Origin of the sequence: Duganella sp. CF458 (genome assembly GCF_900113115.1) — a bacterium.
In the GTDB taxonomy this organism is placed as follows: domain Bacteria; phylum Pseudomonadota; class Gammaproteobacteria; order Burkholderiales; family Burkholderiaceae_D; genus Rugamonas.
This window is the reverse complement of sequence record NZ_FOOF01000012.1, coordinates 61,594-88,289: the sequence shown is the minus strand read 5'-3', so window position 1 is coordinate 88,289 and position 26,696 is coordinate 61,594. Positions and strand designations below refer to the sequence as shown.

The following is a 26,696-nucleotide window of genomic DNA, read 5'->3' as shown; positions in this document are numbered from 1 at the left end:
AATCGAACAACCGAACAAGGAACACTATGAATATTCTGGAAGCGAAGCAACTCGGCGGGTTGGCGGATGCCAACGGCATCGGTCCCGAATGGATCGCCGCCCTGCAATCGCCGCGCTATCGCCAAGTCGAACAGCGCGTGGTGCGCCAACTGCTGCAAGCCCTGATCTACGAAGGCGTGCTGGAATGCGCCTATGCACGGGCCCAATTCCTGTTGGAAGGCCGCAGCGCAGACGGCAAGGCCGTGCAATACCGCTGCCCAGGTGAGATGAAAACCAGCTTCGGCCTGGTCAAGCTGGATGGCGGCCCGGTCATCCGCGCCGCACGCAACGAGGAAGAGCGCCCGGCCACCCTGGCCGACGTTTGCGCCGAAATCCTTGGGCAGTTGCCGCCATCGGAGCGCATGACCGCCTTCATGGACGAACTCGAGCAAACCCTGCTGAAAGACCTGCAGGCGCAGGACCAGGCGCATCCCGCCCGCCCGCCTTCAGCCCGGCGCGATTACGACGAGCTGGAAGGCGACATCATGGACGCCCACCTCTACCACCCCAGCTACAAGTCGCGCATCGGCTTCTCGCTGGACGAGAACCGCCGCTACGGTCCGGAGTTCAAGCAACTGATCCAGTTGCAGTGGCTGGCCGTGCACCGCCGCCTGGGCCGCGTCAACCACTCGGCGCACACAGGGTACGAGACGCTGCTCAAGCAGGAACTCGGTGCCGGCGACTACGAGCGCTTTGCCGGCATGCTGGCGCAACAGGGCAAGGCCATCGACGACTACCTGCTGGTGCCGGTCCATCCATGGCAGTGGCAGCAGCGTGTCGCCATGCTGTTCCACCCCGAGCTGGCAAGCGGCGACGTCGTGGCGCTGGGCCAGGGCCAGGACAGCTACCGCGCGCAGCAGTCGATCCGCACCCTGGCCAACTACAGTGCCCCGCACAAGGCTTACGTCAAACTTTCGCTCAGCATCACCAACACGTCGACCAGCCGCATCCTGGCCGCGCACACGCTGATGAACGGCCCGATTATCGCCGATTGGCTGCACGGCCTGATCGCAGCCGACGCCTATGCCAGGGAGCTGGACTTCGTCATCCTCGGTGAAGTGCTGGGCGTCAGCTTCAACTACGACCAACTGCCGGAACACCGCAAGGGCAAGGCCTACGGCACCATGGGCGCCATCTGGCGCGAGAGCCTGCACGGCTATCTGCGCGAGGGCGAGGCCGCGGTGCCTTTCAACGGCTTGTGCCACGTGGACGAAAGCGGCCGCCCGCTGATCGATCCGTGGATCGAGCGCCACGGTGTGCGCGAATGGACCGGGCAACTGCTGCAAGCCTCGGTCACGCCCGTCATCCACATGCTGTTCGCGCACGGCATCGGCATGGAATCGCACGCCCAGAACATCATGCTGATCCACCGCGACGGAATGCCGGCGCGCATTGCACTGAAGGACTTCCACGACGGCGTGCGCTATTCGCCGCAGCACCTGGCCCGACTGGAACTGGCGCCTGAATTGGTGCCAGTGCCGGCCAGCCATGCGCGCATCAATCGCAACTCCTTCATCCTAACCGACGACCTGGACGCGGTGCGCGACTTCACCTGCGACGCCTTCTTCTTCATCTGCATGGCCGAAACGGCGATCTTCCTGGCACGGCATTACGCATTGCCGGAGCAGGAGTTCTGGAGCATGACCGCGCGCCTGGTGCACGACTACCAGCGGCGCCACCCGCAGCATGCGCAACGCTTCAAGGCATTCGACGTCTTCGCGCCCTCCTTCCAGGTGGAAGAACTGACCAAGCGCCGCCTGCTCGGCGACAGCGAGCCGCGCTTCCGCCAGGTGCCGAACCCGCTGCACCAGTTCCGGAACGCCGCGTGAAGCCGAACCAGCTCAAACGCAAGCTGCGGGCCGGCGCACAAGTGTTCGGCCTGTTCTGCTCCATTCCGGCACCCGCATCGGTGGAGCTGGCCGCTGCGGCCGGCTTCGACTTCGTGATCATCGACACCGAACATGTGCTGGTCAACCCGGAGACGCTGGAACACATGCTGCGCACCGCGGAAGCCGTCGGCATTACGCCGCTGGTGCGCATCGCCCGCGGCGACGGCAGCGATGGCAAGGAAATCCTGCGTGCGCTGGACGGCGGCGCCCAGGGCATCGTCGCACCCTGCGTGGAAAGCGCACAGGCGATGCGCCGCATCGTCGCCGCCTGCAAGTACCACCCGCAAGGCATGCGCAGCCTGAACGGCGGCCGTCCAGGCGCGTTCGGCAAGCACAGCCTGGCCGAGTACGTGGTGCGCGCCAACGAGGAAGTCATGGTGGTGCCGATGATCGAAAGCCTGGCCGGCGTGGGGAATATTGAAGCCATCCTCGACGTTCCCGGCGTCGACTTGGTGCTGGAAGGCGCGGCCGACCTGTCGCAGTCCTGTGGCCTGCCGTGGCAGATTTCGGCGCCGCCGGTACAGGAAGCGCTGCGGCAGGTGCAGCATGCCTGCGCCCGGGCCGGAATTCCCTATTGCGCCATTCCGCGCACCGATGGCGATCATGCCGCCTGGCGCAAGCGCGGCGTGACGGCGTTCGTGCTGGGCGACGAGCGCGGCATCGCATTCCGCGCGCTGCAGGCGAAACTCAATTCAATGACTCAAAACGAAACCCAAAGAGAAGGATGAACAAGTGAAGAACGAAGACCTTTTCCAGGCACAGGCGGCGCAGATTGTGCTGCAAGACCTGGTCGACTGCCTGCTGGCGGAACAATTTTTCGATATGAGCGGGCCTGCCCTGCTGTCGCCCGGGCAGGCGCGCGCGCGCTACGGCCAACATTTGCCATTGCCGGACATGCCGCCCGGCAGCCTGGTCTGGCAGTGGATCATTACCGAACAGCCGCTGCATAGCGTGCTGGTGCCGGTGCAGCGCGGCATCGTCCAGCCCTTGCAATGCCTGCCCGGCGCACAAGCGCAGGAACTGAGCCCGGACGCCGGCGGCCAAGGCTTCCAGGCCACCCGCCTGGGCCCGATCCGCTTCATGGAGCTGCTGCTGGCCCACGCACCGGACGACTTCATCCCACAGAATGCCGAGGGCGCCGCCCTGTTTCTGGAATGGGTACGCGAATCGGTGCAGCAGACAGCATGGTCGCTGGCGCACAAGGTCGACACCTCCAGGCTGCTGGAACGCAGCCCCGCGGCAGCCTTCCAGGTGCTGGAGCAATGCGCGTCCCTGCGCGACCGTCCCTTCCATCCGGTGGCGAAGCCGAAAAAGGGCTTCACGAAAGAGGATTATCACACCTATATGGCGGAATTCGGCAAGGAAGTGCCGCTGAACTGGGTTGCGATCGAGCGCGGCGCCATCGCCTCCGGCAACGGCATTGAAGACCCTTTCGCCACCAGGCCGGAGCAGTTCCTGCTGGACGAAGGCCAGCAAGCGCTGTTGCAGGAAGAACTGCGCCGGCGCGGCATCGCCGACAGCCATGTGGCGCTGCCGGTCCATCCCTGGCAGTTGCGCCATATGCTGCCGCAGATGCTGGGGCCGGAACTGCGCGACGGCGTCTGCGTCCCGCTCGATTTTTCGAACGGCGGCTTCCTGCCCACTTCATCGGTGCGCTCAATGGCCCCGGTGTCGGAAAGCCACCATTACCTGAAGCTGCCACTCGGGATCTACTCCCTTGGCGCTTCGCGCTACCTGCCGGCCATCAAGATGATCAACGGCCAGCGCAGCGAAAGCCTGCTGCGCCAGGCCATGTCCCTGGATAGCGAACTGGCGCAGCGTGTCTTCATCTGCGACGAAACCAAGTGGTGGTCTTACCTGCCGCAGCACGCCACCCTGTTCGACGAAGGCCCGCGCCACCTGTCGGCCATGGTGCGCAGCTATCCGCCGGCCTTGTTGGACGACCCCGAGTGCCGCCTGGTGCCGATGGCCGCCCTCGGCGTGACGCTGCCGCCCGAGGCCACGCACTTCTTCGATGAATGGCTGCGCTACCGCGGCCTGGCGGCGGAAGCCGGTCCTGTGCTGACGCTGTTCCGCGAGCTGTGCGACAGCTTCTTCGACATCAACCTGCGCATGTTCCGCCTCGGCCTGCTGGCCGAAGTCCATGGGCAGAACGCGGTGCTGGTATGGCGTTGCGGCCGCATGGAAGGGTTGCTGCTGCGCGACCATGACTCGCTGCGCATCCACGTGCCATGGCTGGAACGCCAGGGCCTGGCCGATCCGGTCTACAGCCTCAAGCCCGGCCACGCCAATACCCTGTACCACGACACGCCGGAAGACCTGCTGTTCTACCTGCAGACGCTGGCAATCCAGGTCAACCTGCGCGCCATCATCGAAGTGGCCGCGCATCGCTACAAGGCGCCGCCCGCGCAGCTCTGGTCCGTCCTGGGCGAATCGCTGCAGCAGGCCATTGAGCGCATCGACTTCCCGGTGGAAGCGCGCGCCATGCTGCGCCAGCGCCTGTTCGAAGCGCCGGCCTGGCCCCTGAAGCTGCTGATTCGGCCGATGATGGAGCGGGCGGCCGGCCCGGGCAGCATGCCGTTCGGGAAAAGCATGACCAGCAATCCTTTCCGCTCCTTGCAGGCGGCATGAGCGATGCACCACGTCCAGCCGAGGATCCAGGGCGTGTCGCCGGAGTTGCGCGAACTCTATGCTGGGATCGAGGCCTCCACCATCGGCCACCTGTGCGAGGAAGGCTATGTGCACGGTTTGCTGCCGCTGGCCCGCCCGATCCGGCTGATCGGCAATGCCGTCACGGTCAAGCTGCCCGCCGTCGACGGCAGCGCCATCCGCCCTGCCCTGATTGCAAGCCAGCCAGGCGACGTGCTGGTGATCGAGATGGCTGCGGGCGATGAGCATCGCGCCTGCTGGGGCGAACTGCGCACGCTGGCGGCCATCAAGAAGCAACTGGCCGGCGCGGTGATATCGGGTTGCGTGACCGACGTGCGGGCCTTGTCGGAGCTGGGCTTTCCGGTATTTTCACGCGCTGTCAGCGCGCTGACGACGCGCGCCCTGGATACCGGGGGCCAAGTCAACGTCCCGGTCACCATCGCCGGCGTCCAGGTGCGTCCCGGCGACCTGGTGGTGGGCGACGACGATGGCCTGTTCGTCCTTGATCCGGCGGCGGCGCTGGAAATCGGTCACCGGGCGCACGCCAAACAACGGGAGGAAGCCGCCAGGCGCCTGCAATTGCGTTGACTTCGACTGACTTGCAGATGATAATGAGAACCATTTCCAATTAGCCAGCCACCCGTGCACGCGCTGCATGCCAAGCCAGCCCTTGTCATCTGAGGAGCTTTCCGTGCAGTCGAATCAGCTTTTGCCGTTTAAGTACCGCCCGCTGGTGGCGGCCATTTTGCTTGGCGTCTCGGCACAGTCGCACGCCCAGCAGGAAGTGGGACTTGTCCTCGAACCTGTCGTGATCCTCGCTTCGCGCTCCAATATCGAGGCGGACAAGGCGCCGCAGACCGTGGTCGTCATCGACCGCAAGGAAATCGAACGGCAACTGGCCATTTCTGGCAACTCCTCCGATGTATTGAGCAGCATCCTGCCGTCCTATACGCCCAGCCGCGGCAAAATGAACGGTTCCGGTGAAACGCTGCGCGGCCGCACGCCGCTGATCCTGATCGACGGCGTGCCGCAATCGAATCCGGTGCGTCCGACCGGCCGCGAAGCCCACACCATCGACTACTCCATGGTGGAGCGCATCGAGATCGTGCAGGGTCCGAACGCCATCAATGGCCTGGGCGCCACCGGCGGCACCATCAACATCATCACGCGCCGCCCGGAAAAAGGCGCGATGAACCAGACCGTGGACGTACAGGTCACTGCGCCGACCAGCCACGTCGAAGGCGACACCCTAAGCTACAAGACCAGCTACCGCATCGACGGCCGCCTCGACAAGCTGGATTACCTGTTCGCGGTCTCCTATGAAGACCAGGGCCTCTACCTGGACGGCAAAGGCCGCAGCATCGGCGTCGACGTCACCCAGGGCGACCTGATGGACTCGCGCGGCTACGACGTGCTGGCCAAGATCGGCTACCGCCCGGACGACCAGCAAAAGCTGCAGTTCTCCGTCAACCGCTACCGCATCAAGTCCAAGGCCAACTACCTGGGCGTGGCAGGCGACCGCACGCGCGGCATCCCTTCCACTTCGGTCGAAGGCACGCCGCCTGGAGTGCCGGCCTGGAATGACGTGTGGACCAGCAGCGCCAGCTACAACCATTACGACCTGGCCGGGATGGAATTGTCCGCCATGGTCTTCAACCAGGAATTCGTGGGCTTGTTCGGCGCCGACAAATCGGCCACCTTCCAGGACGTGAAGATCGCGCCGGCCGGCACCCTGTACGACCAGTCGCGCGCGGTGGCATCCAAGTTCGGCAGCAAAGTCGGTCTGAGCAAGGCCGGCCTGCTCGATGGCCGCCTGAAATTGACTGTGGGCGTCGACACGCTGTCCGATAAAGGCAAGCAGGACATGTACCTGACCGGACGCACCTTCGTGCCCGAGTCGAAATACACCAACCTCTCGCTGTTCACCCAGGGCGAATTCAAGATCTTCGACAGCCTGACCCTGCACGCCGGTGTGCGCCGCGAGAACGCCGACCTGAAAGTGGACAGCTACCGCACCCTGGCCGCGTACAGGAATACCTTCGTCGAAGGCGGCAAGATCAAATTCAACGAAACGCTGGCCAATGCCGGCCTGGTACTGACGCCAGTCCAGGATGTCACCGTGTACGCCAGCTATTCCGAAGGTTTCGGCCTGCCGGACATCGGCCGCACCCTGCGCTCCATCAATACGCCGGGACAGAGCATCAGCAAGATGCGCAACCTGGAGCCGATCCTGACCGAAGGCATCGAGCTCGGCACCCGTGTGCGCAAGGGCGACTGGGAACTGGACGCCGCTTATTACCGCTCCGACTCGGATTTCGGTGCGCGCGTGATCTCGGTCAACGGTGTGTTCAACATGGCGCGCGAGAAGACCCGCCTGGAAGGCTACGATGCCAGCGCCAGCTACCGCTTCAGCAAGGCGCACCGCGCCAGCCTGGCCTACGCCTACACCAAGGGCCGCTACGACAGCAACAGCGACGGCAGCCTGGATGCTAAACTCGACGGCCTGAATGTGGCCCCCAACCGCCTGATCGCAAGCTGGAGCGCCAACTGGAGCGACAAGCTGGCCTCTTACGTCCAGGTGCAGCATGCCTTCAACCAGACCTTTGACGATCCGGCCAAGGAGTTCAGCGGCTATACGCTGGCCGACGCCTCCCTCAGCTACAAGCTGGGCAAAGGTGCACTGCGCGTCGGCATTGCCAACCTGTTCGACAAGGACTACATCACCTACTACTCGCAAAGCGCCCTGGTGGAACCGGCCCGCTACTTCGCGGGCCGTGGACGCAGCGTAACGCTAGGCTATTCGCTGGGCTTCTAAGCGCAAGCGCCTTCATAAGCGATGGTTCGAGGCGCGCGCGTTCCCAGATCGGGAAACGCTTCGCAATGAACGTAATCGGCGTCTTTGAACTCGATGGCGCTCTTGCACTGGGTTTCCTTCACCGCAGGCAGCGAAAGCTTGCCTGCGCGCTGGATTTTTCCGTCCGGCTCAACCCAGAAACGCTTCCCGCCGTATTCGAACAGCAACTGGGTGTCGCGCACAGCGACCGGCGTGGCGTCGACCGGTATCGGCCAGCGCCGGATCGCCTTGCCCGAGGCGTCCAGTTCAGCGGCCTTTTCGGAAGTGAGCCGACCCTTGCCGAACGGTGGAAGCTTGTCCACCTTCATGATGGCAATCACGCCGCAAGGATGATCTTCGACGGACTGGTAGCCCGCGACTCGCGAAACATCGCCTTCGAACCAGAAAGGTAAAGGCTCTGCCGCGAGTGCGGGGACCGAGGCTGCCATCAAGGCAAGGAACAGGTAACGCATCCAACTCTCCGGAGATCAAAAATCGCCGGATCTTAGCATGTCGATAATGCCTACTCCGCTTCGATTGCCACCTTCTGGCTCGCCCAGTAGCCGTAATCGACGTGGATGTTTTCCATCAGCTCAAGCAGGCTGGTAGCCTGGTCGGTCAACAACAGCATCCATTGCGAAAAGAAATTACCCTGCTTTTCCGCCATCTTGGACATGGTGTTGGCATGGCGGATCAAGGCATAGTCCTCGGCCAGGATGGCGCAGCCCTGGCGCCAATCGAGGTTCTGCTGGTGCAGGCGCTGCATGACGGCAGCCTGCAACTGCAGCCATTCGCTCCAGACCTGCGGGTCGCCAAGCCGGCTTGCCAGCCCGGCCGACAATACACTGTTGTGCACCATGCGTGCCGCCTGCCGCTGCACCAGCGTATGGGCCTTCATCGAGACAGCCAGCGGCGCCGGTCCATTGGATTCACGCACAGCGGGAGCGCCAGGCTTGTCGATCGCTTTCAAGCCAACCGAAACGGGAAGTTTGCTCATATCGTCCTCCATTCGCAGTCAAGCGCACAGCCGGTCGAGCATGGCGTGGATCGCCTTGATCTGCACCGCTTCACGCGAGTAATAGTCGGGGGCTTGCGGATTCAGGCTGGTATAGCCCCACCAGTCCCAGCACCCGTCCGGGTTCTGGACGGTGTCGTTGTCCGTTCCCTCGGCCTGGGGATAGAGCACGATGATGTCGTTGCTCTCGGCGATGTGGTTGTAGCCTGTGCTGGTGAAATAGCGATTGCCGTACGGCGGCTGGTTGGCGATGTCGGCCCGGCCGTTGACGTAGTCGGTGTAGTTGTAGCCTTGCTTGCAGCCGTGCAGCGCGATGTGCACGCGCGGCTCCTTGACCCGCCCTGCCGCGACGCTGGAAGGGATGTAGATGTAGCCGAACTGGCTCATGCTGGCCCGGTCCTTCGCGTCGGCAAAGAATTCGGTCTGGTCGAAGCGCAGCAACTGCCCGGCCAGGCTTTCCGCCGCGGGCTGCAAGCCGCTGTAGATGTGGCGCAGGATATCGTGCGACTGCATGAAGCCGCCGTTGTTGATGTAAGGCGGCTGGTTGGTCGACAGCGCGGAATCTTCAGGGTTGTCGGTGATGATGCTATGCCCCGCATGCACGCCGTCGACATAGCGGATGTTCGCCGGCGGCACACCCAACAGCTCATAGAACTTGCGGGTGCGCGCCACCACGTCGGAATCGACAACGTCGTCCGCGCTGCCGGTGAAGATGTAGAGCCGGTCATCAGCCAGGTTGCTCACCGCGTCGATCCGCCCTGCCCTGGCAGTGTCCTGGGCCATGCCGGCCAGCGTGTGCGCGTCCGGCGCCACCTGCGGGATCAGGGGATTCATGCAGATGTACAGGGAGTTATCGATGCAAGCATCCTCCGCCGTCATCATCTCGTCCGGCCGGAAAACTTCAGCGCACCGGAACGGCCCGCCGGCAATGATGCCCGCGCCCGCGAAGCTTGCCGAATGGGCCAAGTGAAGCTGCACAGTCATGAACGCCCCCGACGACAAGCCGGAGATCGAATTGTTTCGCCTGGATGCCTTGTAAGAACCGAGTTGGACGACCTTGCTGCTGGAGCTTGCGATCATTCTGAGCCTCCTAATGAAGGGGAACGCCACGACGGCGTCAGGCGACTATATCGTCACGAAGATCGTCTGCAATTGAGTTCGCGCAAACCCCTCCAGCTTAGCCGTGGAAGGGGCGGCAAAGTGCGCGCTTTGTCACGATTGGCTTTCGGCGCACATGATCTTTTTTCACGCGGAAGGCTTGCGGTAGCCCGCTTCCATCCACGCAGTCGCGCTGGCGACGCTCAGCTTGAAGTTCGGCGCCACGCGCACTTGCGCCTGTTCTTCGCCGAATGGATCGAAGGCTGTCAGGGTCGCGTAGGGATCGTCTTCGTCCGGGGTGATGTCGAGGTTGACGGTGATGTAGGCCGCGCCCTCCGTATGCACGCGCACGCTGCGGTGCAGTTGCGCGTGCAGTTGCTGCTCATGGCGGCGAATCACTTCGCTGGCAGTCTTGACCAGGGTATTAAAGGCATTCACGTCCAGCGGTTTGGGATTCTTCTTGTCGCGGCCCATGGTCCAGGGACCGACCAACGCGGGTTCCGCTTCGCCATCCTTGATCATTGCAACGGCCCAGCCGTCATCGTCTTCGTTCTTGATGACGCGCGCGGTCCAGCCATTGTCCTGCCAGACGCGGTCTTCCTGCACCAGCACTTCCTCTTCCATCAATTCATCGAACATCGCGGCTCCCGTGTTAGCTTATTCAAAATACTGTGATTATATACAGTTCTTTGTTTCCAGCAAGTAGCTTCAGGTCAATAGCGCCCTGCGGCCAGGTCCGCCATGTATTGCTCATACTTGCCGCTTTCCTTCAGCTTGCGCAAGCCGCGGTTGAAACGTTCGAGGTAGCCGGCATTCGCGGCGTCGGCGCGCCGCATGATCAGGCGGTATTGGGTGGTGTTGTAGCGCCCCGCAGCGACTGTGATGCCGGCGGCTTCCTCCGGTTTGAATTTGGTGCGCAGGATATAACGGCCCACGTCGAGGCTGGCCGGGACCACGTCGACGCGCCCCGCCACCAGCTTGCGCAGGTTGAGTTCTTCGTTCGGTGCGCGATCGAGGCGCACGCCCGGGACTTCCTCGAAGCGGTATTCGTAGCCGGCCACGCCGCCGATGCGCAAGCCGGCCAGGTCGGCATCCCTGGTCCAGGTGAAGTTGTAGCCTTTGCGGTGGAAAAACACGGATTGGGCTTCAAGCACGGTATCGCTGGCCAGGAACTCCCGCGCGCGCTCGGTCGAAGGCGGTCCCACACTCCAGACCAGCGAGCCGTTGACCAGGCCCCGCTGCGCCTCGGCATAGGCACGCGGCCAGGGGCGGAACACGTATTTGACCGTGATGCCTTCCAGTGCAAAGGCTTCCGTCACGATGCGCGACACGGCGCCGTAGTGCGGCAACGATTCGGACAGGTAAGGCAGCCACTCGCCATTACTGAGCGTAATGGTCTCCGCCCGCGCCCACGGTGCGGCCAATATGCAAAACAGGAGTGCCTTCCAGTTCATCGCGCCAGCATAGCGCAGAAAACAGCAGGCCCCCGGATTCCCGGCCTAGTCTTTGCCGAGCGCCCACTGCCCCGCCCCGCCCAGCGCGGTTGCAGTCACCACCAGCAACAGGAACAGGGCATGCAGGTTGCCCAGCACGGGCGCACCGTGAATCCAGCCAAGCACGATTGGCAAGCCGACAACCAGGGTCAGTACCGCACTGGCATAAGGCATCAGCAGGCCGATCATGATCAGCGCGCCGCACAGCATTTCGGTCAGGTGCAATGCCCAATGGCCGGCGCCATTGAATGTCGATGGGAAGGCGGAATGCCGGATAGCCTGGAAGCCCATGAGGATGGCCATGCCGCCAATGGCAAGGCGCAGGAAAAAACGGGACGCGTCGAGACGTGTTTTGGAAACTGCCATTTAATTCTCACGAATGTTTGGAAAAGGGACGCGGTGAAGCGCAGGAAGCATACTTTACTTCTTCGGGTTGATGATTTGCTTCAGCAGCACGAAGACTTCGTGGTGGATTGCCCGCTCGTTGGCCTTGAATTCGACATCGGCCTTGATGTAGGCAGGCTTCTTCAACTCGGCCTGCTCGGCGGGCGTTGCCTTCGGAACGCTTGGGTAGAGCTGGGCGCCGCTGTTGTAGATGTTGTTCAACACCTTCTGTCCGTAGCTGGACTGGTAGAAGCGCGTCATCTCCGTCACCGTCTCCGGGCTCAAGAGGCGGGCCACAGGCGTTGCCAGCCCGGCGTAGATGGTTTCCGACGGCGTCGCAGTCACCTTGTCCATCACCTTCTTGCGCTCGGCTTCAGACGGATAGCGGCTCATGCCAGCGGTCATGCGCATCATCTTTTCAGCTTGCATCGCCACCAGCAGGTCGTGCGTGGCTTTTACCTGCCTGGCATCCGGATTCGGGTTGGCTGCCTGGGCATTAAAAGCAAACGAAGCGGCAAACGAGACGGCAAACAATATTGCAGAGATCAACTTCATATCAATTCCTTTGCTGAGTATGAAAACAAAAAGCCCCGAGTCTCCTCGGGGCTTTTCGCTTGAATCTGGCGGAGGCGGTGGGATTCGAACCCACGATACAGGTTTTGCCCGTATGCTTCCTTAGCAGGGAAGTGCCTTCGGCCACTCGGCCACGCCTCCTCGTTGATATGTTACTGCGTCAACGCGACCGCAATATTAAAGACCGGGACCGCTTTGGTCAAGGTAAATACCGCAGTTTTTTTGGAAATATTTACTCTTTTTCCAACTCGAAGGCTTTGTGCAGTGCACGCACGGCCAGCTCCATATATTTCTCGTCGATCAGGACGGAAATCTTGATCTCGGAGGTGGAGATCATCATGATGTTGATGCCCTCTTCCGCCAGGGTCTTGAACATCTGCGACGCCACGCCAACGTGCGAACGCATGCCCACGCCCACCACGGAGATCTTGGACACTTTTGCGTCACCCACCAGGGTGTGGTGGCCGATCTCGCCCTTTTCGTTGTGCAGCACATCCATCGCCTTCTGGTAGTCGTTGCGCGACACGGTGAAGGTGAAGTCGGTCTTGCCGTCCACTGCCTGGTTCTGGATGATCATGTCGACTTCGACATTGGCTTCGGCCACCGGGCCCAGGATGTGGTAAGCGATGCCTGGACGGTCTGGCACGCCCAGCACGGTGATTTTGGCTTCGTCGCGATTGAAGGCGATGCCGGAGATAACTGCTTGTTCCATGTTTTGGTCTTCCTCAAACGAAATCAGGGTGCCCGAGCTGGCTTCTTCCGCCAGATCCATCAGCGGATCGGTCAGCGAGGACAGCACGCGGGTCGGTACGCGGTAGTTGCCGGCAAATTCCACCGAGCGGGTTTGCAGGACTTTGGAGCCCAGCGAAGCCAGTTCCAGCATCTCTTCAAACGTGATCGCTTTCAGGCGGCGCGCTTCGGAAACCACGCGTGGGTCGGTGGTGTAGACGCCGTCGACGTCGGTGTAAATCAGGCATTCGTCCGCCTTCAGCGCGGCGGCAATTGCCACGGCCGAGGTATCGGAACCGCCGCGGCCCAGGGTGGCGATGTTGTCGTTCTCGTCCACGCCCTGGAAGCCAGTGATGATCACAATGCGGCCCTTCTCCAGGTCTTCGCGCACGCGGCCGTCTTCGATCGACTGGATGCGGGCTTTGGTGAAGGCGGAGTCGGTCTTAATCGCTACTTGCCAGCCGGTGTAGGAAATGGCGTCCTTGCCGATCGCTTGCAGCGCCATCGACAGCAGGCCCACGGACACCTGCTCGCCGGTGGAGGCGATCATGTCCAGTTCACGTGGGTCGGGCGGGTTCTGGATTTCCTTGGCCAGGGCAATCAGACGGTTGGTTTCGCCGGACATCGCCGACGGTACCACGACCACCTGGTGTCCCGCGTCGTGCCATTTGGCGACGCGACGCGCGACGTTCTTGATGCGTTCCGTCGAGCCCATCGACGTGCCGCCGTACTTGTGAACGATTAAAGCCATGCTGATTTTTCCGCATTGATGTGATAAAGGGAGCCCTTTACTCTACATGTTGCGTTGCAAAATCTCAAGTCAAAAAGTACATACACTCATACCTATTTGGCATAAGTTCATATGTCTAGACAGGTGTCAGCGATAATTATTTGGTTTCCCAGCGAAACACCAAACGATGCTCCGGGCCGGAGCTCAGTTTGCGGCAATCCATGCCGATACCGGCGGCATACAGGATATCGCCGGGGATCGATACCATCGGCAGCCGCTCGCGCTCCCAGGCGGGAATGCCGAGGGTCTGGTAGTGCTGCTTGAGGGTGCGCGTCGGGCGGTTGCGGGCGGGCTTGAGCTTTTCACCGCCGCGGCGCACCTCAATTGTCAGCATCTGCTGGCGCAGCCAATCGGGGTCCAGTCCCAGCGGGGCCAGTTCGACATGCAAAGTGCCGCCGTACTCGGGGAAGTCGATGCTCGATTCGCCATTCCAGCGGAAGTGGCGCTGGCCCTCCTCTACTTCCGGCTTGCGCGGCACGAGGTAAAGGCGGTCGCGGTGGCGGCGCACTTCGCAATCGGGATGGGTGACCTTGAGGTTGGCGTCGTCGCGCGCAGTCAATGCCTGCTCCTGCATTTCGGCCAGCCAGTTGGTGGACGGCAGGCGGATGCCACGCTCGGCGAACCAGTGCCGCAGCAGGTTGGCGACACGGTCGGGGCTGAGCACGCGCACGCGTGCCATGTCCAGGCCGGCGGCAGCCTCGGTGGCCTCGCCGCCCGCCAGGCATTCCTGCAGATCCTCGACCGCCTGCTCGGTCAGCAGGCGCTGGGCCGCCTGGGCGTGGCGCGCACTGCGGGCGAAGCGTTCCTGGTAGCCGGGATAGGCCTGCGCCAGCTTGGGCATGATCTCGTGGCGCAGCGCATTGCGGGCGTAGCGCAGGTCCGCGTTCGATTCGTCTTCGATATGGCTGATGGCGTGCTCGCGCACATAGTCTTCCAGTTGCGCGCGGCTTACCTGCAGCAGCGGGCGCGCCAGCAGGACTTCGCTGGTGCCGAGCAGGCCGGCGGCGCGGTTGGAGGCGTCCATGCCGGACAGGCCGGCAACGCCGGAACCGCGCAGCAGCTGCAGCAGGATGGTTTCGGCCTGGTCGTCCAGGTGGTGGGCTGTGAGCAGCAGGCGGACCTCGTGCTCCTTGCAGAGCGCGCCCAACGCTGCGTAGCGGGCTTTGCGGGCTGAGGCTTCGCTGCGGTCGTCGAGGGTGACGCGGCGGCTGGCGAAGGTGATGTTGAGGCGATCGCACTCAGCGCGCGCGTGGGCTTCCCAGGCGTCGGCGTTGGGGCTCAGGCCGTGATGGATGTGGAAGGCGTAGGTTTTGCGTCCGCTCGCTGCCGCGAGGTGGAGCAAGGCGCTGCTGTCCAGGCCTCCGCTGTAGGCGATGGCGATCGGGCCTTGCGGGAGGCCGGCGAGGGATTGCTGGAGGATTTGTTGGGGGCGCATATTTCTAAACCGGCAAACCAGGGTCTGACCCAAGGGTCAGACCCTGTACGCGGCCGCCACAGGGCGGGTCTGACCCTTGGGTCAGACCCAGATTTGCTGGTTTTATTCGGAAGCAGTGGTTTCTTTGAACTTACCGTAGCTCATCAGCTTTTCGTGACGGGCTGCCAGCAGGTCCTTGGTCTTTACGCCCTGGAACTGGCGCAGCGAATCCGCCAGCGCGCGTTTCAGCATCTTGGCCATTTCCTTCGGATCGCGGTGTGCGCCGCCCAGCGGCTCGGTAATGATCTTGTCGACCAGGCCAATCGCTTTCAGGCGATGCGCGGTCAGGCCCAGCGCTTCAGCTGCATCGGATGCACGCTCGGAAGTCTTCCACAGAATCGAAGCGCAACCCTCAGGCGAAATCACCGAGTAGGTCGCGTACTGCAGCATCAGCACGGTGTCGCCCACCGCAATCGCCAGCGCACCGCCGGAACCGCCTTCACCGATGATGGTGGCGATCAGCGGCACTTTCAGTTCGGCCATCACGAACAGGTTGTGGCCGATCGCTTCCGACTGGCCGCGCTCTTCCGCGTCGATGCCAGGGAATGCACCAGGGGTGTCAACAAAGGTGAAGATAGGCAGGTTGAACTTCTCGGCCAGCTTCATCAGGCGCATGGCCTTACGGTAGCCTTCAGGCTTCGGCATGCCGAAGTTGCGCATGGCGCGTTCTTTGGTATCGCGGCCCTTCTGGTGGCCGATCACCATGCATGGCTGGCCGTTGAAACGGGCGAAACCGCCAACGATGGACTGGTCGTCCGCATAGGTGCGGTCGCCGTGCAGTTCGTGGAAGTCGGTGAAGATCTCGTTCACGTAGTCCATGGTGTATGGACGCTGCGGGTGACGAGCAATCTGGGAAACCTGCCAAGGAGTCAGCTTGGCGTAAATGTCTTTGGTCAGCTGTTGGCTCTTCTTGGCCAGGCGGTCGATTTCTTCGGAAATGTCGACGGCCGAATCGTCTTGTACGAAACGCAGCTCTTCAATCTTGGAATCCAGTTCCGCGATCGGTTGCTCAAAGTTGAGGAAAGTCGTTTTAATCATTGTACCTCCAAGGTTTTTTGCCTCCCTGACAACATTGTAATAACGGTTGCCAGTGAGAATTTGCGCTATTTTACCGGAACCGGATCAAGGCTACGCCATAAATACCACGTGGCGACCGTGCGGAAGGGCTCCCAGTTGGCCGAAACCTCGCGCGCATCGCTGCGCGACACGGGCTCCCCGGAAAAATAATTCTGGCTGATTCCACTAATCAGCCGGCTGTCGTCAAGCGGCAGCACGTTGGGTCGGAGCAAATTAAATATCAAAAACATCTCCGCTGTCCAGCGCGTAATGCCGCGAATTTGCACCAGTTCAGCGATAACCGCTTCGTCATCCATCTGCGCCCATTGGGCGGCATGCACCTTCTTATTCTTGAAATGGTCGGCCAGATCCAGGATGTATTCGGCCTTGCGCTTTGAAAGGCCGCAGCCCGCCAGCGCAGCGGCGCCGGTTTTTTGCACGGCTGCCGGGGTGAATTTAGGACAGGTTTCCAGCAGTTTGGCCCACGCCGCATTGGCGACCTGGGTCGTGACCTGCTGGTTGACGATGGCGCGCGCCAGGGTAATAAACGGGTCGTCATGGCCGACCAGGTGCAGATCGCCGAACTGGGGGATCAGGCGGTTCATGATGCGGTCACGCTTCATGAGCTCTGCCTTGGCTTCCTCCCAATACGGCGGCACCGGGGCCTGATCCCCGTTTTCCCTGGATAGAACCATTACGCGCGGCGCCAGTTCGTGGTGCCGTCAGGCTTGTCTTCGAGGACGATGCCGGCTGCCAGCAGATCGGCACGCACCTTGTCGGCGGTAGCGAAGTCGCGCGACTTCTTGGCAGCGGCACGGCTGGCGATGGCGGCTTCGATTGCCGCTTCGTCCATGCCCTCGCCTTCCGCGCCTTTCGGGGCGGCCTTGCGGTATTCCTCAGGGCTGCGCTCCAGCAGGCCCAGGACGGCGGCCAGGCCTTTCAGCTGACGCACGGCGGCCGGCGACTTGGTCTTATTGACCTCCGACGCCAGGTCGAACAGCACCGACACCGCGATCGGGGTGTTGAAGTCGTCGTCCATCGCCTCGGCGAAGCGCTTGGCGTTGTCTTCGCTCCAGTCGAGCGGCTGGCCGTCGCCTTCCACGCCATCCAGCGCGGTGTACAGGCGGGTCAACGCGCCGCGCGCGTCGTCCAGGTGCACGTCTGAGTAGTTCAGCGGGCTGCGGTAGTGGGCGCGCAGGATGAAGAAGCGCACCACTTCCGCGTCGAACTGCTTCAATACTTCGCGGATGGTGAAGAAATTACCCAGCGATTTGGACATCTTCTCGCCATCCACGCGCACGAAGCCGTTGTGGACCCAGTAGTTGGCCAGCGTCTTGCCGGAAGCGCCTTCCGACTGCGCGATTTCGTTTTCATGGTGCGGGAATTGCAAGTCAGCGCCGCCGCCGTGGATGTCGAAAGTCTCGCCCAGCAGGGAGCACGACATCGCCGAGCACTCGATGTGCCAGCCCGGACGCCCCTTGCCCCACTTGGAATCCCACTTCACCTCTTCCGGCTCGGATTCCTTGGCGGCCTTCCACAACACGAAGTCCAATGGATCGCGCTTGCCGATGTTGACGTCCACGCGCTCGCCTGCGCGCAGGTCGTCCAGCGACTTGCCCGACAGCTTGCCGTAGCCTTCGAACTGGCGCACCGCATAGTTAACATCGCCGTCCGCAGCCTTGTAAGCCAGGTCCTTGGCTTCCAGCTTCTCGATAATGCCCAGCATCTGCGGCACGTATTCGGTGGCTTTCGGCACGTCGGTCGGATTCAGGATGCCGAGCGCCTCGCAATCCTCGTCCATGAACTTAATGAAGCGGCCAGTCAGTTGGCCGATCGTTTCATTGTTCTCGACCGCGCGCTTGATGATCTTGTCATCGATGTCCGTGATATTGCGCGCATAGCGCACATCGTAGCCCGACGCCTTCAGCCAACGGTAGATGACGTCGAACGCCATCAACATGCGGCCGTGGCCCACGTGGCAGTAGTCGTAAACGGTCATGCCACAGACATACATCCGGACTTTGCCCGCCTCAATGGGTTTGAACGACTGCTTTTCGCGTGCAAGCGTGTTGAAAATCTTTAAATTGCTCATCGGACTAGAAGTAAACGGGTCACTGGTGCGAAGCGCCTGGGGCGTCGCACCGGTGCTCGGTGTGTACCAGGGGGATGTTTGGTCCCTTTGTTATAGTTCTACTTTGTTAGAATGGAACGTCTGGCGAAGTATAGCACTGAAAAATTCGCGCACGCGAGTCGCAATTCTTATAAAGGAAACAAGAATGCAGAAGAAATGGATTGCCCTGCTGGCCGGCCTGCTGATTGGCAGCGCCGCGGCAGCTGCCGACAACCCGCAAGTGTCGATCAAGACCAATCTTGGCGAAATCATTGTAGAACTGGACCAGGAAAAGGCCCCGATTTCGAGCGCCAACTTCCTCGCCTATGTGAAGAGCGGCTTCTATAAGGACACCATTTTCCACCGCGTGATCAATGGCTTCATGGTGCAGGGCGGCGGCTATACGGCCGACCTGAAGTCCAAGCAGCCACTGCGCCCCGACATCAAGAGCGAAGAAAAGAACGGCCTGTCCAACCTGGCCTACACCATCTCGATGGCGCGCCACGATTCGCCGAATTCGGCCAATTCGCAATGGTTCATCAACGTGGTGGACAATATCGGCCTGGACTACCCGAACATGAAAGGCCACGGCTATGCGGTCTTCGGCAAAGTCATCCAGGGCAAAGAGACCGTCGACAAGATCAAGGTACTGCTGGTGGACGACAAGCCAGGCTTCCAGAACATTCCGGTGCACCCGGTGGTGATCAAATCGGCCACCGTCCTCAAGAAGCGCATCGTACCGCCTGAACCACCGGCACCACCGCCACCACCGCCGGTTGTCGAACCTGCACCAGCCCAAGAACCTGCCCCGGTACAGGAGCCCACTCCTGTTCCGCAACAGGAGCCTGTAAAATAACGCTTTTTTAGAAACACAAAAGGACAACAAGATGACCACCATCACCATCACCACCAACAAAGGCACCATCGTTGCCGAGCTGGACGCGGAAAAGGCACCGAAGACCGTTGAGAACTTCCTCAACTACATGAACGCCGGCCACTACAACAACACCATCTTCCACCGCGTGATCGACGGTTTCATGATCCAGGGCGGCGGTTTCGAGCCAGGCATGAAGCAAAAGCCAGCCGACCAGACCGTGGAAAACGAAGCCAAGAACGGCCTGAAAAACGAGCCATACACCCTGGCCATGGCACGCACCTCGGCACCGCACTCCGCATCCGCACAGTTCTTCATCAACGTGAAGAACAACTCCTTCCTGGACTACCCAGGCCAGGACGGCTGGGGCTACGCAGTGTTCGGCAAAGTCACCCAAGGCACCGAAGTTGTCGACGCGATCAAGGCCGTGAAAACCACCCGTTCCGGCATGTTCTCCGACGTGCCAGCGGAAGACATCATCATCGAAAAGATCGAAGCGGCGTAATTTGATTCTCTTCGTATCAGACCTGCATTTGCAACCGGCGCGGCCGGTGCTGACGGAAGCGTTCCTGCGCTTCCTCGACGAGCATGCGCTGGGCGCAAAGCAGCTCTACCTGCTGGGCGATATCTTTGAATATTGGGCAGGCGATGATGACCTGCCGGAACCCTTCCACCAGCAGATTGTGTCCGCCCTGCGCCGCCTGAGCGACGCGGGCGTACAGCTATTCTGGATCGCGGGCAACCGCGACTTCCTGGTCGGCGAAGCCTTCGCCGCCGCAGCGGGACTGACCCTGCTGCCCGAAACCTGGGTGATCGACGCCTACGGCCAGCGCATCGTGCTGGTACACGGCGACGCCCAGTGCACGCAAGACGTGAAGTACATGGCCTTCCGCGCGCAAGTGCGCCAGCCTGAATGGCAGCAGCAATTCCTCGCTATGCCGCTGGCCCAGCGCAAGCAGATCATTGCCGGCCTGCGCGAGCAGAGCAAGCAAGGCCACGCCGAGAAGTCCTACGACATCATGGATGTGACGCCCGAAGCGATCGCCGAGGTGTTTGCCCAAACCGGCACCACGATCATGATCCACGGCCACACCCACCGCCCCGCCCTGCACGAAGTTGCCGGCACGCGCCGCTACGTGCTGCCGGACTGGGAGCCGGAATCCACGCCCCCACGCGGCGGCTGGATCTCTATCGGCCTTGACGGCGCCATCGTACGCCACGCGCTGGACGGCAACGTCCTCTAATGCCGACGGCCTAAACTTCAAGCCGCATAATTTTTGGCTTCCTGTCTGCGGAATGCACAACGCAAATCCAAGTGACCTTGGCCTTCTGAAATGCTGGGCTCTTCAATCACTAGCACGTCGTACTTTAAACTCTGTACGACGATTACTGAGGTGACCTGCTTCCTAGTTTAGTACGACGCCGAGCTGGGGCTGCGGTTTGCCAGAGACAAGCCTCGTTCGAACCATTGTGCGGTACCACTACCTTTCGATGATACCGTCCAAGCGCCTTTCCTGATCCTCAGCGACAATTTCACCAACCCACTCTGGAGACAAGTCTGGATTCCGCCTAAAGCTATCCAAAAGTAACTCCGCGCCTTGCACGTTCATCTCCCGGGATTGGAAATAAACAAATCCATCTTGGATTGACAGCAACTGCCCGGCAACACTGCCGGAAGAGACCACATGCACATGACACTCAAAAAGCAAGAAGATGAAAATAAGCTGAGCGATAAGTAGTTCAAGCTTTTGGTCCTGCCTTTTACTCGCTCCAAATTCAAATAGTAGAGATCGGGTCTCGCTAAGCCGCTCAGCGCCTTCGACCCGAAGAAATTGCCCTAAGAAATTTTCCTGGACCGCATCTAAGTAAGTCGAATTATCAATCTGCAGAATTTTCCATTTTCCTTTCGGGAGCCACCCCGCCACATGCTCGGAAAATTTGAACAGCATATGTGAATCCTTGGGCGCTGCATAATTTAACCATCCGCCCGTGTTATTACCATTCAGTTGATTATCGGTTATTTGATTCCACTCCCCAATCCGCATGTCAATCTGCGACAGACAACTATTTACGGTTTCAATCGTTACGAACTTCATCTCAAGATCCTTTCGAGAATCTTACCGCCATCTCATTCAAAATTTTGTGGAATTTCATTCCCATCCGGGAACGGATCCTGGAAAATATTCCCAGGCACGAAAAGTAAAAGAAGCGCCCAAGCTGGATTCGGTGGAGGTGGCACTACAGGAGGCGGTGTACGGTTCGGACTAGGGCTAGCATTTGAGCTAGGTTTACCTTCTGGCGTACTGGAATTGGGTTGATTCGTAGGCCCAGGGTGCGCCTGGTCTGGAGTCAGCGGCTGGCCACCCATACCATACCGACTCCACTCGCCTTTAGGAGTTTTAGTCTTCCAATAAGGTTCACTGGTGCCTTTTGGCCCACCGTTGCCCTCGGTAGGCACATATCGGCAAACGTTTCGCCCGCCAGACTGCTTTGGCCCATAGTAAGTACCAGGCTTCTGTCCAGCCCCAGCTGGTGTCCAAGGCCCTCCCGGAACCTCAGGGCCTGGCACTGGCATTTCCGACAACCCAAGCGGATCTGAGTAACTTAGCGGATTCCCCCCAACGTAAGCATAAGTGTTGATCCCTCCAGCAAGTCCAATCGGATCGCTTTGCAAAAAACGATGTTTAGCTGGCGAATAGTAACGCGCTCGATAGTAGTACAGTCCAGTTCGGTCGTTCTCCCTACCAGTAAACTGGAAGGGGTTCCCGTCTAAAGTACTTGCTTCGCTGTTCCCAAATGCGTCGTAAGAATAGTTCACGACCGTATTCCCGGCCATGTCCCTCAATTCCAAAACTGAACCAATATGATCTACAAGATATGTATCCATTCGGAATGAAGAGCCGTTTGGCACAATTCTTTGCAGCCGCTCGTCCAAGGCACCCACGACGTACACGGCTTTGACTTGCGAATCAAGCCCCCGCTCTTGCACAATATCTAGTTGATCATATACGTATTTGGTCGTTTCGCCGTTGATAGACTTTTGGCGACGCCGCCCCAGTCCGTCGTAGCTGAATTGAGCGATCAATGCGCCGTCTAAAGTGCGCATTTCAACTAGCTGATTCCTCGAATTCCAGACATAAGAAACCGAAGCATCCGAAGTCAGATTTCCGTTTTCATCATAGCTTAGCATTACACCGCTAGCAGCAGACATTTTCGCTGCTGCATCGTACGATACATCTACCAACTCGGCGGACTGCATTGATTGAACCAAGCTTCCACCCTTTTCGACGATCCTGCCATCTAAGTCGTACTTGTAGGTCAAATCACCGATGGAACCTCCATCCGCGCCCAGATAGGTGACAGAAGACAATTGGCCAACCTTACTAAAATCATTCTCACGAGCCATGCCGCTGAAGAAGGTTGTCTTAGTACGCCGCCCAGCGCCATCATATTCAAAGCCCACCTTACGAACATGGTTGCCATTGATTGCATCCGACGCCTGAGAAATTCCTTCCACATAGTTTCGTGCGGTATAGGTATAAGTCAGCGTCGGCTGCCCTAATACCGACATTGTTTGGCGGCGACCGTCGGGATAGTATGTATAGTTCACACTACCGTCTGGGGTGGCCTCCCTCGTGATGTTATTAAACCCATCATAGGTTCGTGTAATCTGTCCGTTGGCGGAATCGGAAATTTGCGTGACCCGGTTTCCTTGATCATACGTGTATGCAACTGTGCTCTGGTCTGCATAGGTGACAAGTGTGAGACGGCTAAGCGCATCATACTGGAACTGAGTCTGTTGACCCTTCCGATCAATTGTTTCCTTAACGTTATGCGCTGGATCATATGCGATCGAATCGACCTGACTAACCGGATTTATCTGCTGTGTGGTCGCGTTGCGCTTGTCGAATCCGAAACTATGCTCGCCTCCCTTCGCATTGCGAACTAGCGTTGGGTTGCTGTTTCCGTCGTATTCCATGAAGGTGGTATTGCCGATGCCATCCGTTACAGCACTCACACGATTTAGCGCATCCAGTTCGGCTGAAGTATGGGTACCTGCAGGAGAAATGGTAGCCGTCACCCGCCCAACCGCATCAGATACCCTTCCCGTTACACGACCGAGCGGGTCGGTTACTTGAACGAGGTCAAAGCCGTCATATTGATAGGTCGTGAGATTGCCGAGAGCGTCTTCGGATGCAACCAGTTGACCCGAGCCGTTATAGTTTCCTTTGAAAAGCACACCATTATCATCTGAGACCTGCACGAGATTACCTGCACCATCGTAGTTGCGCCTAATTACCCTGCCAGTTAGATCCTTAAAGGTATCGACATTCCCAAAGTCGGCCGTGTAAGTGGTTTCCGTCGAGACCGCACTCGCAGTGCCTGCGAGCAGCGTTTTGCGAGACATGTTGCCCTTCACATCGTACTCATACGCAGTCTTCCGGCCAAGTGGGTCGGTTACCGACAGCAACAGATTGCTCGTGGGCGCGTACTCGTACGTGGTTACCTGCTGTTCCGACAAACCCAGCGCCTGGGTAATAGACGTGATATAGCCCGCGGAGCCGAACACCATGCGCTTCACCACACCTCTCTCATTCGTGATGTCGGTTTGCTTAACACGGTTGCTCGCGTCCACAGTGTAGGCAAACAGATTCGTGGTTCCATCGGCGTAGGTCTGCTTAGCTACACGGCCATTGCCATCGTACTCATTCGTCACCATCATATTGCCGCGCTTATCCTGCACGGTCAGCATGCGGTGCATGGAATCGTAAGTGAAGGCTTCAAAGTTATTGAGCGGATCGATTACCTTGACCAAGCGGCCTTGCGTGTCGTACTCGTACTTTACGGTACGCCCAATATTGTCAGTAGCCTGCGTAATGCGGTTGGCCGAATCATATTGCAGGTCGACTGTCCGACCGGATGGCGAAGTGATACGAGTAAGATTGTCGTTCGTCCGAGTGAACGTCAACGCATTGCCGTACCGGTCAGTCATCGAAAGTGCCGCGGCATGGCGGGCAGACCCTGAATTCATCGACTCGGGGAAGCAAATATGGCTTCCATTCATCATGGAGAGATCCCAGTAACACTCGTTGGTGCTACCACGCTTCAGAGTCGAACCATAGTAGCTAGTGGCGGAAGACTTATGTTCATAGACTGCATCACCAAAGCCAGTACCAGACGAAATACGGTTGTAGCGAACCCTTCCGCCGTCCGGCAAGATCAGCTCCTGGTAGGTCCATGGATTGGTATCTCCGACCAAGAAGATGTCATACGCGAGGTTAGTACCAATACCAAAGGCCCGTGAGGCAGCATCGCGCGGGCGATAGGTACGCGAAATCTGAATCGGCATGATGTCGTTAATTACGAGGTCAGTACCCGAATTCAGGAATAAACCGGTCCCGCAGTCGACCGGATCGCCGGCGCAGCCTTTCGGGGGCGGCGGCTGATTATCCGGACATGTAGCGCTAGGACCTACCGAACCATTGCCATCGCAACTACCTGGCGCCGGCCCATCGGTCGGTGCATTGCCTGGCAGCGAAATCATCGCGCCAGTGAACTCATAGATCTTTACGCCTGCATCAGGAACGGCCTGTTTGCCATCTTTGCTGATGGTACCCTGTCCGTACACATACCAGCCTTTGCCTCGGGCGTCGTAGTTCCAGAAGTCCACGCGGCTGCCTGGCGCCAGCCCGTTGAAATTCGGATAAATCAAGCGCGCGCCCTGCAGCGCAAGGCCGCTTGCGCTGGTCAGAGTCGCGCCGCCAGGCTGAATCGTGAAGTAGACAGGCACACCAACGTTTGGCAGCGGGAACGGTGGACGGTCGATAGGAATCGCCGTCATATTCAGTTCAGTGACGATCTTGCCGTTGTGGTCGCGGATGATTGTGCCTGCTGGGATGCGCAGTTCCAGTCCCGGAATACGTCGCGATGTCAATACGACTTCGCCTGCGGTAGGCGAAGTCAATGCCACATTACCGGCTGGATCGAGGCGGGTGCTCCAGATCGTGTAGTCCAATATATTGGTCTGCTGCGCCTTGACGTCAACGCGCACTTGGTAATAGCCGTACTGCCCCTTGCCCTCTCCCCCACCATCGATAACCATCGGCTGTGTGCCAGGGGTGAGGTTCGTCAGAAGGAAGCGGCCTGTTTCATCCGTCAATGCGATCTGATTACCGATCTGCACCTTTGCATTACGTAGGGCGCGGCCATGGGCCGTAAGAATTTGTCCTGCAAGAGCGGTAACGCCGGGAGGGGCCTTCAACGGCGGCAGCTTCTGCAATGGGCTCGCTCCGCGCTTGGACTTCCAGTCACCCTTGAAATGACGTCCGTCCGGAAGCCAGAATTCGCTGTCGCCATTCTTGGCAGCTGCCGTCAAGGCCTGGCGCTCCAGCGACGGCGTGGCACCAACTGCATGCATCGCTTCCAGCGAAGTGCTCGATGCACTTGGGACAATTGAGTCCGGCGCGGCATGATTTTCCGAGTTGCCGTTGGATGGCGTAGAGGGTTCACCACTATTGGTGTTGCCAATCAGGCGGGCAGTCGTAAAGCCAAACGAATGGAAGGCCAAGGCCTTGCCGGTCCAGGACTTGACGCCATCAAGGAATAGGTTGTATCTGCTGTCCGGCAGCAGGTCAATTGAAGGTTTCACAAATGCGAGCATGCCCTGCTCTACCGGCACAATTTTCACCGGCACGGCGCCATGCGGCCCGATCAACGTGACAGTCGATGCATTCAGCGATGACACCGCCATCGGCTGGTTGAAACGAATGACGACGGGTTGATCGACCGGTGCAGATGGATCGTTGGCTTCTGGTCTCGTTGCCATGATCGCGGCAACCTCTGGCGCCTTGGCTGCCCGAATCGCCTCCGTCGTTGCAGTCTTCGACATTGCACTAAATCGCTGTGACGCAAATTCGTATAGCTCACCGTCTTCGCGAGCTTGATTCTCGCCGTCGAGTCCTTGCGAAAGCAAGACATCGGCCGATGGGAGCAGCGTCGCAATATGGTTCAAGCGCGGCGCATCGAGTTTCGGATTAAAGCGCTCGATCGACTTCGTCACCGGATCGTAGATCTCGGCCTCATAGACCGCATTTCCGCGTGCGTCCGCACCGCCTGCGATCAGCAGGCGCCCATCCATCAACACTGTCGCCGTATGGCCCCTTCGCGGAAGCAGCGCGGACTCCTCCGGCGCGCTGAAACTGCTGCTGGAAATATCAAAGCGCTGGAGGGTCGACATCACTTGACTAGAGCCATCCAAGCCACCAATGACCAGCACGGCTCCGTCGGGCAGCAGCGTCGCCGAATGTCCAGTACGCGCAGTGAAAAGTTGATCCCGCACTACCTGCGACCTACCATCGGACGAAATAAAGGTCGCAATAGTAACCGTTTTACCGTTCTTGCTTTCACTTCCTAGCAGCAGCCATCGCCCATCAGGCAGCAGTGTTGCCGATTGTCCCCGTGATGCGGCTGGTGCGGCGGGATATGCAAAGGCGTGGGCATTCGATGCTCCGGACGCTGCCGCAAATGCCGGAAGCTGTCCAACGGCAGAAATTGCGAGCAACGCCGGGAACAGCCCCGCAATCATCCATTTCAGCATGCGCGGCTTGCCGGAGCGAATAGGTGCTGCAGGCTGCATATATTCCTGATTTGCCACGATGATTTCTTCTTGTGGAGTCATAGCTATTCTTCG

General features: G+C 59.8%; 22 protein-coding genes and 1 tRNA gene. 8 read left to right on the top strand and 15 right to left on the bottom strand.

Features of this window, described 5'->3' with window-relative positions; all coding sequences use genetic code 11:
• The first annotated feature begins 26 nt into the window (after positions 1 to 26).
• The 5 genes from BM269_RS19120 to BM269_RS19100 all read left to right on the top strand — a co-directional run bounded on the left by BM269_RS19120 (position 27) and on the right by BM269_RS19100 (position 7,392).
• On the top strand, positions 27 to 1,868 hold the full coding sequence (locus BM269_RS19120; protein ID WP_090440478.1) for an IucA/IucC family protein: 1,842 nt from the start codon (positions 27 to 29) through the stop codon (positions 1,866 to 1,868).
• Positions 1,865 to 2,656 (top strand): HpcH/HpaI aldolase family protein, encoded by a 792-nt coding sequence (locus BM269_RS19115; protein ID WP_090440475.1) that lies wholly within the window; start codon positions 1,865 to 1,867, stop codon positions 2,654 to 2,656. Before BM269_RS19120 ends, BM269_RS19115 begins: the two co-directional genes overlap by 4 nt.
• Before the next feature lie 4 nt (positions 2,657 to 2,660).
• Positions 2,661 to 4,559, top strand: a complete 1,899-nt coding sequence (locus tag BM269_RS19110; protein ID WP_211482724.1) for an IucA/IucC family protein — start codon at positions 2,661 to 2,663, stop codon at positions 4,557 to 4,559.
• Positions 4,560 to 4,562: 3 nt separating this feature from the next.
• A complete protein-coding gene (locus BM269_RS19105) occupies positions 4,563 to 5,165 on the top strand; it encodes an RraA family protein (RefSeq protein WP_090440472.1) in 603 nt (200 codons plus the stop codon).
• Positions 5,166 to 5,268: 103 nt separating this feature from the next.
• Complete coding sequence (locus tag BM269_RS19100) at positions 5,269 to 7,392, top strand: TonB-dependent receptor (protein WP_229204703.1); 2,124 nt, start codon at positions 5,269 to 5,271, stop codon at positions 7,390 to 7,392.
• Here BM269_RS19100 and BM269_RS19095 read toward each other — a convergent pair.
• The 13 genes from BM269_RS19095 to cysS form a co-directional block, all read right to left on the bottom strand.
• Positions 7,389 to 7,883 (bottom strand): hypothetical protein, encoded by a 495-nt coding sequence (locus BM269_RS19095; RefSeq protein ID WP_090440465.1) that lies wholly within the window; start codon positions 7,881 to 7,883, stop codon positions 7,389 to 7,391. The two genes, BM269_RS19100 and BM269_RS19095, sit on opposite strands and share 4 nt — an antisense overlap.
• Before the next feature lie 50 nt (positions 7,884 to 7,933).
• On the bottom strand, positions 7,934 to 8,407 hold the full coding sequence (locus BM269_RS19090; RefSeq protein WP_090440462.1) for a hypothetical protein: 474 nt from the start codon (positions 8,405 to 8,407) through the stop codon (positions 7,934 to 7,936).
• Between the two features lie 18 nt (positions 8,408 to 8,425).
• A complete protein-coding gene (locus BM269_RS19085) occupies positions 8,426 to 9,505 on the bottom strand; it encodes an extracellular catalytic domain type 2 short-chain-length polyhydroxyalkanoate depolymerase (protein WP_090440459.1) in 1,080 nt (359 codons plus the stop codon).
• Between the two features lie 165 nt (positions 9,506 to 9,670).
• Positions 9,671 to 10,162, bottom strand: a complete 492-nt coding sequence (locus BM269_RS19080; RefSeq protein WP_090440456.1) for a hypothetical protein — start codon at positions 10,160 to 10,162, stop codon at positions 9,671 to 9,673.
• Between the two features lie 74 nt (positions 10,163 to 10,236).
• Positions 10,237 to 10,977 (bottom strand): substrate-binding periplasmic protein, encoded by a 741-nt coding sequence (locus BM269_RS19075; protein ID WP_090440452.1) that lies wholly within the window; start codon positions 10,975 to 10,977, stop codon positions 10,237 to 10,239.
• 45 nt (positions 10,978 to 11,022) lie between these two features.
• A complete protein-coding gene (locus tag BM269_RS19070; RefSeq protein ID WP_090440445.1) occupies positions 11,023 to 11,382 on the bottom strand; it encodes a hypothetical protein in 360 nt (119 codons plus the stop codon).
• A gap of 54 nt (positions 11,383 to 11,436) precedes the next feature.
• Complete coding sequence (locus BM269_RS19065; RefSeq protein ID WP_090440442.1) at positions 11,437 to 11,955, bottom strand: DUF2059 domain-containing protein; 519 nt, start codon at positions 11,953 to 11,955, stop codon at positions 11,437 to 11,439.
• A gap of 66 nt (positions 11,956 to 12,021) precedes the next feature.
• Positions 12,022 to 12,114: transfer RNA gene (locus BM269_RS19060), tRNA-Ser, on the bottom strand.
• 91 nt (positions 12,115 to 12,205) lie between these two features.
• The gene (locus BM269_RS19055; RefSeq protein WP_090440439.1) at positions 12,206 to 13,453 is read right to left on the bottom strand and encodes an aspartate kinase; all 1,248 of its coding nucleotides are present in this window, start codon (positions 13,451 to 13,453) and stop codon (positions 12,206 to 12,208) included.
• Between the two features lie 136 nt (positions 13,454 to 13,589).
• Positions 13,590 to 14,927 carry a tRNA lysidine(34) synthetase TilS gene (tilS, locus tag BM269_RS19050; RefSeq protein WP_090440436.1) on the bottom strand — a complete coding sequence of 446 codons (1,338 nt, stop codon included), beginning with the start codon at positions 14,925 to 14,927 and terminating at the stop codon, positions 13,590 to 13,592.
• Positions 14,928 to 15,029: 102 nt separating this feature from the next.
• The gene (locus BM269_RS19045; RefSeq protein ID WP_090440433.1) at positions 15,030 to 16,004 is read right to left on the bottom strand and encodes an acetyl-CoA carboxylase carboxyltransferase subunit alpha; all 975 of its coding nucleotides are present in this window, start codon (positions 16,002 to 16,004) and stop codon (positions 15,030 to 15,032) included.
• Between the two features lie 65 nt (positions 16,005 to 16,069).
• A complete protein-coding gene (locus BM269_RS19040) occupies positions 16,070 to 16,717 on the bottom strand; it encodes a DNA-3-methyladenine glycosylase family protein (protein ID WP_090440430.1) in 648 nt (215 codons plus the stop codon).
• Positions 16,717 to 18,114, bottom strand: coding sequence for a cysteine--tRNA ligase (cysS, locus tag BM269_RS19035; protein WP_090440427.1), 1,398 nt, complete (start codon positions 18,112 to 18,114; stop codon positions 16,717 to 16,719). Before cysS ends, BM269_RS19040 begins: the two co-directional genes overlap by 1 nt.
• A gap of 184 nt (positions 18,115 to 18,298) precedes the next feature.
• Here cysS and BM269_RS19030 point away from each other — a divergent pair, with 184 nt between their 5' ends.
• Genes BM269_RS19030 through BM269_RS19020 form a run of 3 tightly spaced genes read left to right on the top strand, consistent with a single transcriptional unit; the run spans position 18,299 to position 20,250 of the window.
• Positions 18,299 to 18,988 (top strand): peptidylprolyl isomerase, encoded by a 690-nt coding sequence (locus tag BM269_RS19030; RefSeq protein ID WP_090440424.1) that lies wholly within the window; start codon positions 18,299 to 18,301, stop codon positions 18,986 to 18,988.
• A gap of 31 nt (positions 18,989 to 19,019) precedes the next feature.
• The gene (locus BM269_RS19025; protein WP_090440421.1) at positions 19,020 to 19,511 is read left to right on the top strand and encodes a peptidylprolyl isomerase; all 492 of its coding nucleotides are present in this window, start codon (positions 19,020 to 19,022) and stop codon (positions 19,509 to 19,511) included.
• A gap of 1 nt (position 19,512) precedes the next feature.
• Positions 19,513 to 20,250: a UDP-2,3-diacylglucosamine diphosphatase gene (locus BM269_RS19020; RefSeq protein ID WP_090440418.1), complete on the top strand. Its 738-nt coding sequence runs from the start codon at positions 19,513 to 19,515 to the stop codon at positions 20,248 to 20,250.
• A 237-nt stretch (positions 20,251 to 20,487) separates the two neighbouring features.
• On the opposite strand, the gene BM269_RS19015 is transcribed toward BM269_RS19020, so the two are convergent.
• Positions 20,488 to 21,102 (bottom strand): hypothetical protein, encoded by a 615-nt coding sequence (locus BM269_RS19015; protein ID WP_090440415.1) that lies wholly within the window; start codon positions 21,100 to 21,102, stop codon positions 20,488 to 20,490.
• Positions 21,103 to 21,134: 32 nt separating this feature from the next.
• Complete coding sequence (locus BM269_RS19010) at positions 21,135 to 26,684, bottom strand: RHS repeat-associated core domain-containing protein (protein WP_090440412.1); 5,550 nt, start codon at positions 26,682 to 26,684, stop codon at positions 21,135 to 21,137.
• Positions 26,685 to 26,696: the final 12 nt, after the last annotated feature.